The 18,628-nt window shown below is 40.8% G+C and carries 17 protein-coding genes; 9 read left to right on the forward strand and 8 right to left on the reverse strand.

What is annotated here, in order from left to right:
- Position 1: 1 nt before the first annotated feature.
- Genes efeO through I2483_RS11930 form a run of 3 tightly spaced genes read left to right on the forward strand, consistent with a single transcriptional unit; the run spans position 2 to position 3,847 of the window.
- Positions 2-856 (forward strand): iron uptake system protein EfeO, encoded by an 855-nt coding sequence (gene efeO / locus I2483_RS11920; RefSeq protein ID WP_207277423.1) that lies wholly within the window; start codon positions 2-4, stop codon positions 854-856.
- A 5-nt stretch (positions 857-861) separates the two neighbouring features.
- Positions 862-2,139: an iron uptake transporter deferrochelatase/peroxidase subunit gene (efeB, locus tag I2483_RS11925; protein ID WP_207277424.1), complete on the forward strand. Its 1,278-nt coding sequence runs from the start codon at positions 862-864 to the stop codon at positions 2,137-2,139.
- Positions 2,114-3,847 carry an FTR1 family protein gene (locus I2483_RS11930; protein WP_346267725.1) on the forward strand — a complete coding sequence of 578 codons (1,734 nt, stop codon included), beginning with the start codon at positions 2,114-2,116 and terminating at the stop codon, positions 3,845-3,847. Before efeB ends, I2483_RS11930 begins: the two co-directional genes overlap by 26 nt.
- Positions 3,848-3,917: 70 nt before the next feature.
- Here the strand turns inward: I2483_RS11930 and I2483_RS11935 are convergent, their stop codons facing one another.
- Positions 3,918-4,349, reverse strand: coding sequence for a YusW family protein (locus I2483_RS11935; RefSeq protein WP_207277426.1), 432 nt, complete (start codon positions 4,347-4,349; stop codon positions 3,918-3,920).
- A 118-nt stretch (positions 4,350-4,467) separates the two neighbouring features.
- Positions 4,468-5,373 carry an AEC family transporter gene (locus I2483_RS11940; protein WP_207277427.1) on the reverse strand — a complete coding sequence of 302 codons (906 nt, stop codon included), beginning with the start codon at positions 5,371-5,373 and terminating at the stop codon, positions 4,468-4,470.
- Positions 5,374-6,251: 878 nt separating this feature from the next.
- On the opposite strand from I2483_RS11940, the gene I2483_RS11945 reads away from it, so the two are divergent.
- Positions 6,252-6,800: a DUF420 domain-containing protein gene (locus I2483_RS11945; protein ID WP_370569643.1), complete on the forward strand. Its 549-nt coding sequence runs from the start codon at positions 6,252-6,254 to the stop codon at positions 6,798-6,800.
- 71 nt (positions 6,801-6,871) lie between these two features.
- Here the strand turns inward: I2483_RS11945 and I2483_RS11950 are convergent, their stop codons facing one another.
- The 3 genes from I2483_RS11950 to I2483_RS11960 all read right to left on the reverse strand — a co-directional run bounded on the left by I2483_RS11950 (position 6,872) and on the right by I2483_RS11960 (position 10,049).
- Entirely contained in the window at positions 6,872-7,588 is a 717-nt protein-coding gene (locus I2483_RS11950; protein WP_207277428.1) for a 3-ketoacyl-ACP reductase, read from the reverse strand.
- A gap of 256 nt (positions 7,589-7,844) precedes the next feature.
- Positions 7,845-8,594, reverse strand: a complete 750-nt coding sequence (locus I2483_RS11955; protein ID WP_207277429.1) for a polysaccharide deacetylase family protein — start codon at positions 8,592-8,594, stop codon at positions 7,845-7,847.
- Between the two features lie 126 nt (positions 8,595-8,720).
- Positions 8,721-10,049 (reverse strand): TrkH family potassium uptake protein, encoded by a 1,329-nt coding sequence (locus I2483_RS11960; RefSeq protein WP_207277430.1) that lies wholly within the window; start codon positions 10,047-10,049, stop codon positions 8,721-8,723.
- Between the two features lie 519 nt (positions 10,050-10,568).
- Here I2483_RS11960 and nhaC point away from each other — a divergent pair.
- Together nhaC and I2483_RS11970 are read left to right on the forward strand one after the other, a co-directional pair.
- Positions 10,569-12,023, forward strand: a complete 1,455-nt coding sequence (nhaC, locus tag I2483_RS11965) for a Na+/H+ antiporter NhaC (protein WP_207277431.1) — start codon at positions 10,569-10,571, stop codon at positions 12,021-12,023.
- Positions 12,020-12,166 (forward strand): hypothetical protein, encoded by a 147-nt coding sequence (locus I2483_RS11970; RefSeq protein ID WP_207277432.1) that lies wholly within the window; start codon positions 12,020-12,022, stop codon positions 12,164-12,166. Before nhaC ends, I2483_RS11970 begins: the two co-directional genes overlap by 4 nt.
- Before the next feature lie 91 nt (positions 12,167-12,257).
- Here the strand turns inward: I2483_RS11970 and I2483_RS19680 are convergent, their stop codons facing one another.
- Complete coding sequence (locus I2483_RS19680; RefSeq protein WP_207277433.1) at positions 12,258-13,508, reverse strand: HTH domain-containing protein; 1,251 nt, start codon at positions 13,506-13,508, stop codon at positions 12,258-12,260.
- Between the two features lie 83 nt (positions 13,509-13,591).
- Between I2483_RS19680 and I2483_RS11980 the strand changes: the two genes are divergently transcribed.
- Both I2483_RS11980 and I2483_RS11985 read left to right on the forward strand, forming a co-directional pair.
- Entirely contained in the window at positions 13,592-14,704 is a 1,113-nt protein-coding gene (locus I2483_RS11980; RefSeq protein ID WP_207277434.1) for a mandelate racemase/muconate lactonizing enzyme family protein, read from the forward strand.
- On the forward strand, positions 14,701-15,384 hold the full coding sequence (locus tag I2483_RS11985; RefSeq protein ID WP_207277435.1) for an N-acetyltransferase: 684 nt from the start codon (positions 14,701-14,703) through the stop codon (positions 15,382-15,384). Before I2483_RS11980 ends, I2483_RS11985 begins: the two co-directional genes overlap by 4 nt.
- Positions 15,385-15,513: 129 nt before the next feature.
- Here the strand turns inward: I2483_RS11985 and I2483_RS11990 are convergent, their stop codons facing one another.
- Positions 15,514-15,702 (reverse strand): hypothetical protein, encoded by a 189-nt coding sequence (locus I2483_RS11990; protein WP_186671632.1) that lies wholly within the window; start codon positions 15,700-15,702, stop codon positions 15,514-15,516.
- 393 nt (positions 15,703-16,095) lie between these two features.
- On the opposite strand from I2483_RS11990, the gene helD reads away from it, so the two are divergent.
- The gene (gene helD, locus I2483_RS11995; protein WP_207277436.1) at positions 16,096-18,327 is read left to right on the forward strand and encodes an RNA polymerase recycling motor HelD; all 2,232 of its coding nucleotides are present in this window, start codon (positions 16,096-16,098) and stop codon (positions 18,325-18,327) included.
- 137 nt (positions 18,328-18,464) lie between these two features.
- Here helD and I2483_RS12000 read toward each other — a convergent pair.
- On the reverse strand, positions 18,465-18,628 hold a 164-nt coding region (locus I2483_RS12000; protein ID WP_207277443.1), incomplete at its 5' end, for a hypothetical protein.

An 18,628-nucleotide genomic window follows, 5' to 3' on the forward strand; every position in this document is an offset into this window, starting at 1 on the left:
GATGAAATCAAAAGCACTTTTAGCACTAATTCTATCAGGCGGAGTTATCATGGCAGCTTGTAATGCCGACAAGGATGCAGCCCCTGCTAACTCTGATAAAACACAGCCAGAAACGGTTGATTTACAAACTGAAATGGAAGCTTATCAAGCATTCGCAATGGAACAAATGGATCACTTTCTTATTGAAACTGAAAAGTTCGTAATAGCCGTCAAAAATGGAGACATTGACAAAGCGAAAGAAATTTATCCGAAAGCCCGTATGTATTTTGAACGATCAGAACCTATAGCGGAAAGTTTTGGCGATTTAGATCCACGTATTGACGCGCGTCTTGCCGATTTGGAAGAAGAGGGGCAGGGTAAAGAAGATTGGTCAGGCTATCATAAAATTGAATATGGTCTGTGGATTGAAAATACGACAGTAGGTTACGAAGAGACAGCGGATCAATTATTAAAAGACGCGAAAGAACTGAGAGCACGTGTTGAAACCGTTGAAGTAACACCAGATTTGATGATTACGGGTGCAGTGGATCTCCTTAATGAGGTATCCACGTCAAAAATTACAGGAGAGGAAGAAATTTATTCCCATACAGACCTCTATGATTTTAAAGCGAACATTGAAGGGGCAGAGAAGATAGTTGAAATACTAAAAGAAAAAATCGAACTTAAAGATGCAAAACTAGTTGATACGTTAACTGCGAAATTTACAGATTTGAACAATCTATTAGCAAAACATGAAGATGGCAGTGGTAATTATATATCCTATGAGCAGCTAACGAAAGAAGATACTAAAGCGTTAGCAGAAGCTGTCAATCAACTTGGCGAGCCATTAAGTCAAATCGGCATTATTATGGAGTGAGTAGAATGTCAGATCAACAACAAGAAAAATTATTCAACAAGAAAATATCACGCAGACAGATGCTGAAATATACAGGCGCTGGAGCAGTCGGTATTGCGATAGGTGCTTCGGGATTAGGTAGCATTCTGAATACGTTTGGAATGATGGCTCCTGAAGATGACATGAATGCTACCAATAAAGAGTTGTTTTACGGTAGGCATCAATCTGGAATTGCGACGGAAACCCAAAGTCATGTCTACTTCGCATCTTTAAACGTCTTGGTAACATCTAAAAATGAACTGCAAGAGCTGTTCAAAATGTGGACGCCTCTTGCGGTCCGTCTGATGAATGGTGAATCCATTTCGCAATCTGATGCAAATGGTTTTGTTCCACCGAAAGATACAGGTGAAGCTCGAGGGCTTGATGCATCCAATTTAACGTTGACCTTTGGTGTTGGACCTTCGCTTTTTGAGAAATCAGGCTTGGGATTGAGCGGTAAAAAACCGAAAGAGCTTAAAGACCTTCCACACTTCCCGAAAGATCAGCTTAATCCAGCTTATGTAGGCGGAGACATCTGCATCCAAGCATGTGCAGATGACCCACAAGTTGCGTTTCATGCAGTTCGCAATTTGATTCGCGCGGCTTCCGGAAAGGTTTCATTAGCTTGGTCTCAAACGGGCTTTAACTCATTCCCAGTGAAAAATGGAGTGAAACAGACTCCGCGTAACTTGTTCGCGTTTAAAGATGGAAGCGCCAATCCGAATTCCAAAAACAAGCTAGACATGAATAATGTCGTTTGGATCCAGCCGGGCGAATCCGGAAATTGGTTGACGGATGGAACTTACTTAATTGTTCGTCGCATTCAAATGCATCTGGAGACATGGGATCGCACTGCTTTACGTGAGCAAGAAAACGTATTCGGACGACATCGAGATAGTGGCGCACCACTTAGGAAATTGAACGAAATGGATGAGCTGGAAGTGAATCGCTTAGACGAAAAAGGCAATCCAGTCATTCCGGTGGATTCCCATTCCCGCCTTGCAAGGGAAGCGGGCGAACGTATCCATAGAAGAGCATTCAGCTATGCCTCGGGCGTTGTTGATGAGACAGGGGCATACGATGCAGGATTACTATTCATTTCATTCCAAAAAAATCCGAAGCAGTTTATAACGATACAAAATCGCTTCGGTCGTTCAGATAAATTGAATGAATACATTACACATCGAGGCAGCGGACTTTTTGCATGCTTCCCTGGTATTCAAAAAGGGAGTTATATCGGTGAGGCACTTTTTAGCATATTGTAGTCAAATCAGTTTCATAGCACTACTATTTTTTACACTGATAACGACGCCTGTTGAAGCGGCAGAATCATACGGCGAATTGTATATCTCAATCAGTGATGCCATTATGGGCTCTAAACAGGAAAATGATGCAGAGGCAATCGCGGCGTTGGACACTTTCAAAGAGGATTGGCAAAAATTATCGGAAACAGACAATGTGAAATCTCAAGAAATCGAGCAAGCTTTGCAACTAGCATTTGAAGCGGAAAGTTCGGAAATCAGACTTAAAGCATTAACGAATCTATCAAAAGCATTGCATACACTTGAAAAAGCAGAGAACCCTGTCGACGAAAAGGCGCAAAGAAAAGCTTTTGATATAGCAATCCAACCTTCCTTGAAAGTGCTTCATGAGGCTATCCAATCAGGCGATAAAACAACGATGGAAGCAACTCTTAAAAATTTCATTTCCAATTGGAAAAAAAGTGAACGGCCTGTACGGGAACAAGATCTTGCCGCATACGGAAAAATTGAAACACAAACCGCATTCATTCGCATTTCTTTAGCGGAAGATGAACCCAATACACTTATTTTAACGGAGCAATTCAATGTATTAACGACAGCAATCCAAAACTTTGTCTCGGGTAAAAAAGTAGTAGTGAAAAACGAGGGGTACTCGCTAGCTACGCTAATTGATCTATTAGATGACAGTAAAGTTTCTATTAAAAACCAGAAATTCGACGAAGCGGCTAAATCACTAAGAGAATTCATCACAATCTGGCCGAATGTTGAAGGCGATATCCGAACGAAAAACGCTAAACTCTATACGAAAATTGAAAATGAGATTCCGATTCTTGTAAGCGATCTGTCTAAGCAGACAGTCGATGAAAAGGGCATCAACGTGAAGTTGGACAACTTCAAACAGCAGATTGCTCTTCTACAAGGAAATACAACGTATAATTTCTTGGATTCAGCCCTCATTTTGCTACGTGAGGGATTGGAAGCCTTACTCATTATGATTGGACTTATTGCGTTTCTAAAAAGATCTGGGCAGGAAGCCAAGCAAAAATGGATTTACCTCGGGGCACTCGGCGGAATTACGGTAAGTGCAGTTGCGGCCATTTTGATGTCGACACTGTTTCAATCGCTTACCATCGGCACAAGCCGTGAAATGATGGAAGGATATATCGGGCTTTCCGCGGCAGTGCTCATGCTAGGTGTGGGGATTTGGCTTCACAGTAAGTCGTCCGTCATCTCGTGGAATCAATACATTTCGAAACAGATGGGTAATGCAATCTCAAAACAAAGTGTATGGGCGATGGCCTTCATCAGTTTTCTTTCTGTGTTTAGAGAAGGAGCCGAAACTATTGTCTTTTACGCTGGTATTGCACCGAAAATGCCGACAGTTGAATTTATCAGCGGAATTGTACTCGCAATCATCATTTTAGTCATTATTGCCTTTCTGTTGCTACGCATTAGTGGTCGGATTCCAGTTCATCGTTTCTTTCTGGTCGCGACAGTACTCATCTACGTATTGGCATTTAAAATTATAGGTGTTAGTTTGCATACATTGCAATTGACGAATGTAGTGTCAATGACTGTAGTGAAGGGGTTGCCAATCCTAAATGGTATTGGCTTTTATCCTACTGCCGAGACAATAATTGCCCAGGCGATTTTACTCGTTACCATTGTCATTACGATTGTTTATAAAAGAAGAGTGAATGTGCAAAAGTAGTACTAGTGATTGCAACAAAAAACGCCTCAATCGACTTGCTGATTGGGGCGTTTCTATCTTTTTGCGGGGATCACTTCGTCATCATTAATACTTTTTTATCATGACCTTTAAATTTCACTGTCAATTTTAACGTTTTATAATCAATCACTCCGAATGCCTCTGATGCCTGCTTGATGATATCTACGTCATCCATATCAGGTTCAAGCGAAAGTTCCTCGAATATTGTATTGAGTTTTTCCATGGCTTTATCACCATGTAAATAAAGATCTTCCATTTGGTTTTCGTAAGTTGCCTCTGTTTTATCACGCTTTTCATCATAATTGGCGGTGACTGCTCCTTTAATCTCTTTCGTATCAATTGCTACATCAAAAGCGGTGAAGCCGTATGTATCACCAAGCGGCTCTTTTGGCGAATCAGATTCTGTTACTAGGTTCTTATTGCTACAACCAACAATCAATAGTAGGGCAGAGATCATCGCGATTCGTAAAATTATGCGCAACATTGTCAACTCGGTCATCCTTTCCGGCCTTATCTAAAGTAGATTACTTTCAATCTAACCGTAGTAGGGGGAAGTTATACGGGAGGGAACGACAAATCTGTTATCCAATCACCTGTTAGAATTAAACACCTAGGAAGAACAGTACGACGGGAATGGTGATAATACTGATTAGTGTCGTGAAAAATGTTGTAAACGACACAAGATCAGGTTCCGTCCCAAATTGTAATGCAAGCATCGTTGTATTTGCCGCTGCCGGCATGGATGCTTGTACAATAATGACCGCTTTTAGAAGGTCATTGACGGGCATGAAATACAAAATTCCGACTGCAATTAGTGGAGAGGCTATCATTCTGATGATGCTGACTGCAGAAACAAAACGGTAAGCGACTCTTTTTCGCGAAATAGCTGCAAGCTGCATACCGAGTACAAGCATTACCGTCGGAATAGATGCATCCGCAACGAGACCGATGGCTTCCATGACTGCGGTTGGAACAGGAATTGAAACTAGCTGGAGTGCGATTCCTAAAAAGGCTGCGTAAATGAGCGGCATGCGGATCACTCGTTGTGCGGACTGGCCTAAAGTAGATTTTTCTTCTCCACCAATTGATGCAAAGAAGATGCCGACAGTATTCATGAGTAACGATTGAAACACCATCATAATGACGGCATAGTCAAATCCGACTGCTCCGAATGCAAACAGCACTACCGGTGCTCCGTAGTTCCCGCTATTCATAAATACGCCCCCAAGAATCATTGCTGATAATTGTGACCGCGTTGCCTTCATACAAAGTGCCGTAATCCACACGACAAGTAGCAGGATAGTTGTCAGGAGTAGACTAAATAACACAATATAGAAATAATCCATCGTCAATTCATTTGTGTAAAATGTCCGAAACGCTAAAAAGGGAGACATCAAATAAAGAGCTGCTGTTGAAATAGACTTAATATCAAAGCCTATAAACTTTTGTCCAATATAGCCAATAGAGAAGATGATAAATACCGGTAAAATAATTAAGAGTAAATTCATTAGGGGTTCAGCTCCAACAGTATGACCTGTTACTAGCATATCAGAATTTTGACTATTCAACTATATAGGGTGGAATAAAGAATTCCAATGAATTAGCTACGGCGCAAGGCTTATATGGGTATTTATTTGTTCAACATCACATGTGTTGATTAACCAAAGGTAACCAAAAAATATCTTGATCACCCCATGCCCACTACTTGTATAGTTGCACTTTTGGATCGCTTTGGATGGAATGACTTCTATAAGATTACCGAGATGTCTGAATGTGTAGGGATACGACTTTGTGCATCCCTACACAGTTTTTTTCCGTAATCGTATGGTGGTCATTCATCCGTCGCGCCCCAAAAGCATACGTACACAAAGTGCTAAAACTTTTTGGGACGAAAGAATAGCTGGCTTCTTACCTGGTTAAAAGCCGCCAAAGATGCAATTTTGGCAGCTGATGCTTTCACTATTGTTTTTCTTTTTTATGTTAAAGAAGTGTCACTTTCTATAAGGTATCAAAAGATCACTTACACTTTCCATAGAATCTCATCTACTTTTTTCTTCCAAAACAACTGCATTTTTCACTTGAATAGTCTAGGAACGCGACAGGCGACTATTCGAAACAGGATTACTGAAAAAGTATGGCCACCTCAGTAAATCTGTCATGAATAGTTAGCCGTAAGCGGGCCGAAAATAGTCCAGTGAAAATGAAGGTCATCAAGCCCTTCTCACCAGTATTTTACGTAAATAAATAGCTGATCAACAGACGTGTTCAACATACACAGTATTCGTTCACAAAAAAGTACTCTTTGATAAGGCACTGATTTACTTCTTGCTATACAATTATAGGATAGCGTTTTATTCAACTAGTAATGGAGTGAATGACATTTATGATGAAAAATGAACAGTCTACAAAAACGTTTAAAAAACGTAATTATAAACCATGGATTATTGCACTTTCTGTTATACTTATCGGCGCAATTGGCGTCTTGTCTGGAATGCGAGGCGTTAAAGATTTTGATGCGTTCGATCTAACAATTCTGCCTTTGACGAATGCAATTTTGAATAGTTTTACGTTTGTATTCCTGGTATGTGCTTTAATCGCCATTCTTAAACGAAATATCACTGTTCATCGCCGTTTTATTTACGCAGCGTTTGTAACAACGTTTCTCTTCCTAATTACGTACGTCTCTTACCATTATCTGGCTCCATCCACGCCCTACGGTGGAGAAGGCTTTATGGCCGGATTCTATTACTTCATTCTAATCACACATATTATCCTTGCAGCTGCTATAGTCCCGCTTGCACTTACAAGTGTGGCGCGCGCATGGAATATGGAGAATGAGCGTCATAAGAAAATTGCTCGTTGGACAATGCCGATTTGGCTGTATGTTAGTTTTACTGGTGTGTTGGTCTATATATTGATTTCGCCTTATTATTAAGTGATTAGTGTTTGTAGAATGTAAAAAAGCCTTCCAAAGGGGATTTGGAAGGCTTTTTATATTCTGAGGTATTAAGGGTTCGTCGACCATAAACCAGCAGACTTAACAAGAATACGTGGGTGCAGTTTCAACTGTGCGACCATTACTTCTGCAAGATCTTCCGGTTGCATTACTTTATCAGGATTGCCGTCCGTTAAGTTTTCACTGAAAGCCAAGTCTGTAGCAACTGTGCTTGGCGTTAATGCGCTGACACGGATGTTATGCTTTCTTACTTCAAGCATAAGTGATTCCGTAAGTCCGAGAACGCCGAATTTTGATGCACTGTATGCGCTTGTAACAGGTGCGCCTTTCTGACCGGCAGTTGAGGAAATATTAATGATGTCGCCTGATTCTCTTTCAATCATTTCTGGAAGAACAGCTCGTGTGACGTAATAGACGCCCATCAAGTTCACATCAATAATATTTTTGAATTCTTCTGGTGAAAGGTCAAGGAACTTGCCAAATTTACCGATGCCTGCATTGTTAATGAGGATATCGATTGGACCAAGCTCTGATTTGATATGTTCGACTGCAGCAATAACCGATTCATTATCCGATACATCAGCAGTTGCCATCGTCACTTCGACACCGTATTCGCTTAGTTCTTTTGCTACTTTCTCAAGGTTTTCGGCTGTTTTTCCGATAAGTCCTACATTGATGCCTTCTTGAGCAAAAGCAATGGCTGTTGCGCGGCCGATACCCCTGCCTGCACCAGTAATTATAGCGTTTTTACCTTTTATGATTTGCATACATAACACTCCCTCTATGAAAGTTTCTACATAGAGCAGTATAACAAATGCAGCGTAAATTAGTGTCCGCGGCGATTATAAGAAACGTTTGGGGGTAACTGAGGTGTGAAAAAAGTGACACAATTAGTTACACTAAAACTGGTTTTCGGCTAACTTTAACTGCTTTCACAACACTAATGGTAGACAGCCCTATTATACTTAGAATGGGAAATTTGAATTCATCAATATGCCTATCGTAGATAAATCTTATGGCACTTCATTTCAATAAATCATCTTTTTGATTTGAACCTTTACTACCATTCCTATTCCAAAGTTCAGATATCGTGACGAATTCATATCCCTGCTTCTTAAGTGCAGGTAGAATTTCCTCGAGTGCTTGCACGGTTTGGGAGCGATCACCACCCGCATCGTGAAATAAAACAACATCACCTGGTTTAGCGCCTGACAATACTGTTGTTACAATATTATATACCCCTGGTCTTTTCCAATCTTTTGTATCTTGATGCCATGACCACATAACTACTCTGAACCCATTCTCCAGGGCAATATTAATAATACGATCATTATAACTTCCACCTACGGGCCGATACAAAGATGGATAAGTACCGGTAATGTCATAAATGACTTCATTTGTCTTTATTAATTCAGATTTTAGCACTTCTGCAGTTTTTGAATAGGGGTGGGTATACGTATGATTGGCTATTTCATGGCCCTCATCTTGTTCTCTGAGGATAATAGCAGGAAATTTTTTTGCGCGCTCACCAATAACAAAAAATGTAGCCTTCGCATCATATTTATCAAGCACATCTAAAATTTGTGGTGTATATGTAGCGTGTGGACCATCGTCAAATGTAAGAGCAATGATTTTCTCTTCTGTCTTGATATTCCACAGTACATAGCCTTTATCTTCGTAATATGGCCTATCTTTCTCAGTTGCAAAAGAAACATAAGCGATTGAAAAAAACAATACACTAACAATTCCTAATTTTAATCCCCAATACTTCACGTATTATCCCTCCTTGCCTTGCTATTTTGGCAGAGGATTTATTTTGTGTTTATGTCCTCGCAAATAGTATTTGTCAAAGAGGAAGGATTATACGGCTATATTTTTGTACTTTGAATCATTAATTTTTCATCCAGACTGGACTTGATCATAAGGATAACGGAAAGACTCTTTTTTCGGTTTCAACAGTAAAAAGAATAATGTCAGTGGACCAATGCGACCTAAAAACATCACCGCACATAATAACACTCTTCCAATAGCACTAAAGTCTTCGGTTACCCCCATTGATAATCCCACAGTCCCGAATGCTGAAAAGACTTCGAATGCCAGAGGAAATACTGGGATGGTTTCTGTAATTGTTAATAAAAATATAAAAACAAAAACGATCATAGTACTAACCGCTGCAATTGCTAACGATCGAAAGATGATTTCAAATCTGATTGTCCTTCCAAAAAGATGAGGTTCCCGTATGGATCTAAAATAGGAAATGGTTGCTAAGATAATAATTAAAAATGTGGTCAATTTAATACCCGACGCAGTTGAGGCACTACCTCCGCCAATGAACATGAGGAACATTGTGAATAACAAAGAAGCATCTTCCATGTCACCAGTCGGAATTGTGTTAAAGCCGGCAGTACGAGGTGAAACCGCCTGGAAATAAGATGCCAGTGCTTTATCGGCTAATGAAAAGTCAGCGATTGTATGCACATTGTTAAACTCAAGAACAAAGATTGTCACTGTGGCCACACAATTTAATGCAATCGTTCCGGTAATCATCATCTTCGTATGAAGTGACCAATGCACGAACGACTTATTTTTAATAAGATCTAGCACGACTACAAACCCTAGTCCTCCAATGATCAGTAATGAGGAAAGAACAAGATTAACAAGCGGATCGCTAACAAATTGAGAGAGGTTATCAGGGAATAATGAAAAACCAGCGTTATTAAATGCTGAGATGACATGGAAAGTACTGTAATAAGTTCCATCTTGCAACCCGAAAGTTGGTACCCAATAGAACGACAGGATAATAATGGCGACCCCTTCAACGATCAGAACGAACTGAAAAATCTGACGAACAAATTTGACCATTCCTCCGAGCGTTTGAAAACTAAATGATTCTTGTAGATAAATTCTGTTCTGCATTCCAACTTTGCGACCAAGCAATAAAAGTATCGCTACAGCAAATACCATCAAGCCGATTCCTCCAACTTGAATTAGGGACATTAGGACAATTTCACCGAATAAGGTGAGTGTAGAGCTCGGGTCGAATACAATGAGCCCCGTCACCGTCGTTGCAGACGTTACCGTAAATAGCGCATCTATCCAAGAGATTGGATGTTCAGTCGCGATTGGCAATTTTAAAAGTAGCGTACCGATAAGGATTAGCAGCAGGAAATTCCCGGCAATCACCACTGGAGGGGAGATATGTCGTTTATACTTTTTCTTTGAATGCATATGCAGGCTCCCATCCTATAGAATATGAATCCTTATAGCAGGATTGTTGATTAACCAACTAGAGTAAACCTTTCCCATTGAAATTTCTCAATGGGGAATAGTATTATCCATTCGACTGTTACTATCTGAGCTAAAAGACGAGAGTGCAACAGCGGATAGAGTTTATGCATGTCAGCTTGATAGTGTTTAGTTGCTTACATATTATCAGAACAGCTACCTTTTCACTATACTTTTTTTGGGAATAAACAACTATATAAGTTGAACAAATGAATACCTATATTAACTGAGAGAAGATGCCTAACAAGGTGGAGCCTAAGCCAATTCAATAGGATACTTTTTATCAACCTATACAGGCCTGAAAAAGTAATAGTTAGAATAAAACTACTAGAAGGTTGAAACCGCTTACAATAAATGCGGAAATACTGTTGACATTGCTTCAAACAGCCCTTACTATATTCATTAACGACTATTAAGCGACAGTTAATAATTTTTGGAATATTTCATTTGGGGGGAATATAGATGGAACAAAAAAATGAGAGAAAAATTGGTTTTTGGATGGCACTACTTCCTTTAGTCATAATGATTATTGTTATGATATTTACGGTTGTTAAATTAGAACAGGGCCCCCATATTCCATTGATAATTGGAACGTCGACTGCGGCTCTCGTAGCTTGGAGAGCGGGCTTTACTTGGAAAGAAATTGAGGAAATGATGTATAAAGGTATTCGTTTGGCACTTCCGGCTGTTGTTATCATTATTTTGGTAGGGCTGACAATTGGCGCATGGATGGGCGGCGGAATTGTCGCCACGATGATTTACTATGGTTTGCAAATCATTACGCCCGCTTGGTTTCTAGTTACAATTTGTCTTATTTGTTCAATTGTCTCATTGGCAATTGGTAGCTCATGGTCGACGATGGGAACAATCGGCGTAGCCGGAATGGGAATCGGTTTAAGTATGGGGATTCCAGCAGGCATGATTGCAGGAGCAATTATATCAGGAGCCTATTTTGGGGATAAAATGTCACCGCTTTCAGATACTACGAATTTAGCAGCCGGATTAACGGGGACGGATTTGTTTGATCATATCAAGCACATGTTTTACACGACGATTCCTGGACTAGCGATCGCGCTTGGTGTATATGCATATTTAGGAAAGCGTTTTGCTGAAAATAATATTGAAGTTGCTGAAATTGCACAAACAGCAAAAGTACTACAAGAAAACTTTCTTATTTCTCCTTGGCTTTTAGTTGTGCCACTTGCCGTCATTGTGTTAGTAGCCTTAAAAGTACCTGCAATTCCAGCCCTGGTTGTCGGTATTGTACTTGGGTTCCTTTCACAAATATTTATACAAGGTGGTTCTCTCATAGGAGGGATTGAGGCGTTGCAGAGCGGATTTACAATTGCCACGGGAAATGTAATGGTCGATGAATTATTTAACAGGGGCGGATTAGATTCGATGATGTATACAGTCTCCATGACGATTGTAGCTATGACATTCGGTGGGATATTGGAGTTTTCAGGGATGCTTCAGGCATTGATGAACCAACTGCTAAAAGTTGTTAAATCTTCCGCGTCGTTAATTATCTCGACAATCGGGGCTTGTTTCTTAACAAATGCATCTTGTTCAGAGCAATATATCTCAATCGTTGTACCATCAAGGATGTTTAGTAAAGCGTATCAGAATATGGGCTTGCATTCGAAAAACTTATCACGTGCACTTGAAGACGGCGGAACACTGACATCTGTTTTCATTCCATGGAATACGTGTGGTGTATTCATTTTTGGAACATTGGGCGTTAGCGTCGTCCAATACGGTCCATATGCCATATTGAATTTGGTTGTTCCGTTGATATCCATTATTTATGCATTAACAGGCTTTACGATTGTCAAGTTGACAGAACAAGAAAAAGAAAAACTTGCAGTAGATGAATTAAAAGAAGAGAAAATGAACAAAGAGGTAAATTTGGCTTGAAAACAAAAGCGCAAGCGCCTGTTCAGCCCCGAAAAGCACTGAAAGGCTTGAAGGTAAAGGCGCTTTTTGCCTTTATCAGCAAGACTGAAGTGACAGAGGAAGGCAGCTTAGGATCGCGACATCCTGTCGCAATAGCTGCATGACCCACGTCGTGTGGGACCAGGGGCTAGGCGCTGGAGTCTAGACGAGAAAGAATGGAAAGTTCACCTGATAGAAGTGGACTTTCCATTCTTTTTAAAAATAAGAGTGAAAGTTAAATTCATATAAAGCGCGGGGTCTTCCTTGCCGGTAGGTCATTTCCTCACCAATGATTGTCGCATACTTATAGTCGACAAGTTTTTTTAACGTACGTTCTGCGGTTCTTCGTGAGACATCTAAATATAATGCCAAATCATTTGCAGTAAATTGTTTTGTTTGACGCTCCAGACTGTATTGCATCAATTTAGAAATATTTGCAGGACTGAGCTTGGTTTTTTCAGCCATCTCCACGAGTGCGGGTTCAGTGATTTTCATCTCAACCGCTACGTCAGATTGTGGAAATGGACCATGCAATCTTTTGTTTGAATCTAACATATAAAAAGAATGACCATCACTTTGTTGTATAAGATTAAGTGCGAAATTCGCGTTTTCGGTTGCGTCAATGATTGATTCACCACAGCCAAATGCCATTTTTGCTTTAGTAGCAAGTGATTGAAACGCAGATAGGAATTCCTTGTTTTTTATAGCAGATTCGATATTGCCCATTGAGGTATACAAGGTGAAATCACCATCCTTTACACTCCACCGTGCCTGCATGATGGACGCCATTTTAGTGATGAATACTTCAACTTCTTGGTGCGGAGAAATTGCTTTTACAATTCCGACTGCAATCTGGGCGGAGTTACTTTTTTGTAACAATGCTTGCTGTTTTGCTTGTTCAATACTTCGAAGTATCGTACTTTCAGGATCAATCATCTTACACGCAGGAATGTCGTGCTGCTGTAGCTGCTCGAAAACAGCATGTACACTTGTAATGGCCATATCTGTTTTACCTTGTAGAGAGAGTGTGTGATGGTAGGACGCTATGGTAGTGATTTTTTCATCATCTTTTATCAAGTGAACAAAAGGTAGCTCCACACTTCGACCCAAATCATTGAGCACATGTTCAATATAGCTTTGCTCACGTACATCGATGGATACGCGGCTCAAATCCTGCTGATTTTGTGCAGTTAACTGAAGCAATGTAATGGCTACAGCTGTTTCGTCTTGTTGCAGGTAAACGGCTGGAATCGGTAAGGCATCAAGTAACTCCTTGGAATAAAAGTAAGGGAGTGAGCCTGAAAACAACAGGGCATCACACGGTTTAAGCGTTTGCAATAAACCGGGTGCTTCACTCGGTTCGGCGTAGCGATACCAGTTAAGTTCAATATCTTTGCGATTACTGACAAGTTGTTCTGTACGTTGGCAAAAATCAGTTGATCCGATAACTGCGATTTTAATTTTCACGATGAACCCCCAATGATTAGCGACTATTTAACGACAATGATACAATAAAATATAGAGTTTGCCAATAGAGAGGATTTTGACTTATGAAAATAGCTGAAATTGAAATTTATGCGATTCACTTACCACTTTATGAACCCTTTGTTATCAGTTATGCAACGTATGATTACATGCCATCCATCATTGTGAAGATTACAACGGATACTGGTCTAGTCGGTTATGGAGAAGGTGTTGCGGATGAACATGTAACGGGCGAAAGTTGGAAAGGCACTTTCGAGATCTTGAAAAATACACTTGCACCGAAGTTAATAGGTGAAAACCCTATGAATATGGAGCGAATTCATGAATTGATGGATGCTGAAATTTACGGCGTACCAACGGCGAAAGCTGCAATTGACATCGCGTGCTATGATGTCGCAGGAAAAGCACTTGGTGTCCCTGTCTATAATCTTCTTGGAGGCAGATACCACGAAGAGTTTCCAATTACGCATGTGCTAAGCATTGCAGCTCCGGAAGCAATGGCGAAAGAAGCAGAAGAGCGTGTAGCCGCTGGATACCGTTCGATGAAAATGAAAGTCGGTACTAGTGTGGCTGATGACGTGTTACGGATTCAAGCCGTACGTGAGCGTGTAGGCGAAGATATCGCGATTCGTGTGGATGTGAATCAGGGTTGGGTAAATAGCGCAAATACATTGCAAGGTCTTAAAAAGCTGCAGGACTGTTCGCTCGATTGGTTGGAGCAGCCTGTACGTGCCGACGATATAGATGGTATGGTCGAAGTGAAATCTAAATCTTCTACTCCGACGATGATTGACGAAGGTTTGCGTGGCGTGCGTGACATGAGAGAAATCATTGCCAAACGTGCTGCGGATAAAGTGAATATTAAATTGATGAAATGCGGAGGTATTTATCCGGCGACTAAGCTTGCACATATGGCGGAAATGGCGGGAATCGAGTGCCAAATAGGTTCGATGGTTGAATCGTCTATCGGTTCAGCGGCTGGATTCCATGTAGCCTTTTCGAAAAAGATTATTACAAGTGTGGAATTAACAGGTCCTCTAAAATTCAGCAAAGACGTTGGGAATTTGCATTATGACGTTCCATTTATTCGTTTGAGCGACAAGCCAGGATTAGGTATCGACATTGATGAGCAAGTGTTGCAAGAATTGACTGTGTTCTCAGAGAAGGTAACCGGATGAAACAAAATCATCTTTTGAAAAATGGAAATGAAATTACTATCGTACGCTTAACAGTAGATCAGCTCGATGAAATCCTTTTACTTCAGCGAAAAGTGATTGGATCATTATCGACTGGTTCCTTTTTACAGCCATTGATGGAGGAAGAATATACGTATATTTTAAATGGCAAAGGGCTAATGATAGGTGCTTATTATAAGGAACAACTAATTGCTTTTCGGGCCATGCTTGAACCTGAATTGGATGAAGAGCATCTTGGAAAGGATGCGGGACTGCCTAGAGATGAGTGGCCGCTTGTGCTATATTCCGAAATCTCGAATGTTGATCCGGACTTCCAAGGCAATGGCTTACAAGTGTTATTGGGGAAAGTTCTAATGAAGGAAGTCGATCAAGAGCGGTTTCGCTACATTTGCACAACTGTTGCTCCTTTTAACATAGCCAGTTTGAAAGATAAATTTGCTCACGGTATGCAGATTGTCGAGCTTAAAGTGAAATACGGCAACTTACTCCGCTATATATTGATGAAAGATTTAACACGCTCGTTCGAAGAACAGGCCACCTCGGAAAGTCACTATGTCCCGATGGAGGATACAGTACAACAACAGCGGTACCTGCAAGAGGGCTGGATGGGTACCGGAATTGATCTAGCAGAAGGTCAGTGGATTGTCCGTTTTGAAAAGTGAACTAAGTATGAAACACCCTACTTTACATATGTGTAAAGTAGGGTGTTTTCGTTGATTTAATTTAGAAAGTAGCTGTTTTAGGGAGTATGCTAAAAAGTGAATATGCGTTAGCATTGATCGCCAAGCATATTAAATAAAGTTATGCATTTTGGCATTAGCTTTGATTTTTGCAATTTGTAGTTGCTGGATTTCATATTTGCTTAATGGATTTGGGTTCAACCAGTTTGTGACTGTATTTTGGGAAAGCCATGAAAAGTCTTTCCCTTGGTAGTTTACTGTTATCCATTCATGAATTCGGTTTTGAAGTTTAGTTAACATAGTGGTGGCCTCCATTTTTTGTGTTTTTAGTTTTGTGGAACAATCTTTACTAGCTGGATATCTCGCGGCAAGCCTGATGTTATACGTTCAACTTGTCCTGCTAATATAGAATAGCGCTTCTAAATTAAAGGGACATGTGAGGCAGATGAGAATTTGATGAGAGGCCTACTTACTTTAATACTAGAAACGCCCAGGTCTGAAAATTCGAAACGAGTGTGTCTTATTTGCCTATAACCCTGTTGAATTAGCATCTTTATCGGAATGTTTACACCATTATGTGAAACGGTGTTGATTCCAACGCTACCTAGTGGTAAACTTCAATTCTGTTTAATAAACCCCAACATCTCCCATACAACTGCACGGGACGCAAAATACGATAAATGGAGGATCTGTATGTCTCAGAAACATCCTGATTTTGAGTTTGAATTACAGCGCCTTGACTACACCAAACAGTACATGCAGCAATTGTTGGAGGAATCGCGACGTGACGTAAAATCCTCCCAAGAACAAATCCGCCAGTCGATGGCTGACTTGGATTATTTGGATTCCAGTTTAAGCTATATCAATATTTTGACAAACGCCCGTTTTTTTGAAATGGCCCGTTCGCAAAAGGAGGGGCTGGAGGCCATTCAGCAGAAGCCCTATTTTGCCCGCATTCATTTTCGAAAGGAAGAGGAAGCGGATGAGTTACTTTATATCGGAAAGACTTCTTTATTCCACCGGGAAACGCAGGAACCGATTATCGTCGACTGGCGTTCACCGGTTGCAAATGTTTATTACGATGGAAGACTTGGTGCTCTATCCTATAAAGTGCGAGATGAAGAGTTCGAAGGACATCTCTATTCCAAACGGCAGTATCGGATTGAGGAAGGTGAACTTCTTGATATCCGTGACGTCGATCTTACAACCAATGATGAACTTCTTCAGGAAGCCCTTGCTGGCAAGGCAGATACACGACTGACAGAAATTGTATCGACGATTCAGGCCGAACAAAATGCAATCATTCGTGCGAATTTGAAACAACCGATTATTGTACAGGGAGCGGCTGGAAGCGGAAAAACGACGATTGCTCTTCACCGTATTTCCTATTTCCTCTATACAATGGGTGAAAGTTTCCCTTCCGATAAACTTATGATTTTGGCGCCAAGTAAATTATTTATGGATTATATAGCGGATGTGCTTCCCGAACTTGGTGTAGGACGCATCTGTCAGACGACATATAGCGAATATGTTTTAAGTGCTACGGGGCTGAAACTAAAGCTGACAGATCCAGATGCCAAGTTGGAACAGCTGACTGAGTCAGACATGTTGGATGCCGGGGTGCTTTTTGTAACACGCGTGAAGGGAGGCCTTCAATACCGGGAAATCATGCAACGCTACGTGTATAAGTTGGAACTGGAAACGGCTGCGTTATTCGAAGATGTCTTTATTGAAAAGTACCGGATCATGAAAGCCTCTCGGTTGAAACAGCTATTTCTGAAAGAGTTTTCGTATATGCCGGTCGAGAAAAGACTGGATAGAATTAAAATTATCATTCAAGGTGACGTCAAGCGGAAACGGAAGCAGCTAATGGATATGCTGACGACAAAATACGATGCAGCCCTTGATAAAGCTCTATACGGTATCAGAGATGATGAAAGACGGAAACTGAAGCTAACAAGAATCTTGGAAGAACGTGACGAAAGGCTTCCTGCCATTGAAAAGCAAGGTAGAACTGTAGTGTCAGCTTATATGCGCAGATTCAAAAAGTTCAACGTCAAGAAATTGTATCGGGATTGGTTAACAAGTAGCGAATTACAAACAGAACTTGCAGACGAATGGTCCGACAAAGAAAGATATGCTTTTTTGGAAACACATAAAAAAGAGTTTTGGGAAATCGAGGATTTAGCAGCTCTTTATTATTTGCACGCAAAGCTTAGAGGCATTGCAGACGAATGGAAAATGAGGGTTGTTTTCATCGACGAAGTGCAGGATTATAGCGAATTCCAGCTTGCTTCAATGCAAGACGGTCTAGAGACGGATATGTTTACAATGGTTGGGGATCTGGCCCAGGGAATTCATAGTTACAGATCATTAACATCATGGGAACCGATAAAGGCACTGTTTCCACGGGCAACGTATACGACACTTCAAAAAAGCTACCGAACGACAATCGAAATAATGAATCTGGCGAATAAAGTTCTTGCACAGATGGATGAGGATCTGCCACTCGTAGAACCGGTCGTCCGTCATGGAAGGGAACCTGAGTATTATGAGATGCATGAGCTAGAGGGTGTTGGCGTTCAACGTATTTATGAAGGAATTATCGAACGTGGCCATCAATCTGTTGCACTTATTTGTAAAACGCGGAAAGAGGCAAAAAGAATTTTCACCTCTCTGCATGAGTTTGGAATGCCAGTTCATCTAGTGGGTGATCAATCTGGAATCAACGACAAATGTCTGTTGATTGTTCCAAGCCACTTAGCAAAAGGATTAGAATTCGATGCGGTCATTATCGGCGCTTTCGACGAGCCATTTCGCGATCATCCAATTGACCGGAAGTTGCTATATGTAGCAATGACAAGGCCGATGCATGAACTGCATATTCTTGGTATGACAGACACTGAAGGAGTCAACCCTTCCTAATTGTGAATAGATTTTTTATAATAAAAAGTACCAGGCCCAATACGATTCAAGTCGTTTCGGGTCTGGTACTTTTTTTAGGTCTATAGAATGCAGGTCATGCAGCTGTTACCACAGAGCTTGGAAAACGTAGGCAAAGTTCATTTTGAGGGTACTAGCGTTTTTGTTTTTTCCGCTGACCATTCAGTATGGAAATGTCCTTCTCTATCAAGGCGTTCATAGGTATGCGCACCAAAATAATCTCGCTGTGCCTGGATCAGATTGGCTGGCAATGTCTCAGTACGATAACTATCATAGTAAGCTA

This window comes from Sporosarcina sp. E16_3, assembly GCF_017347125.1.
GTDB lineage: Bacteria > Bacillota > Bacilli > Bacillales_A > Planococcaceae > Sporosarcina.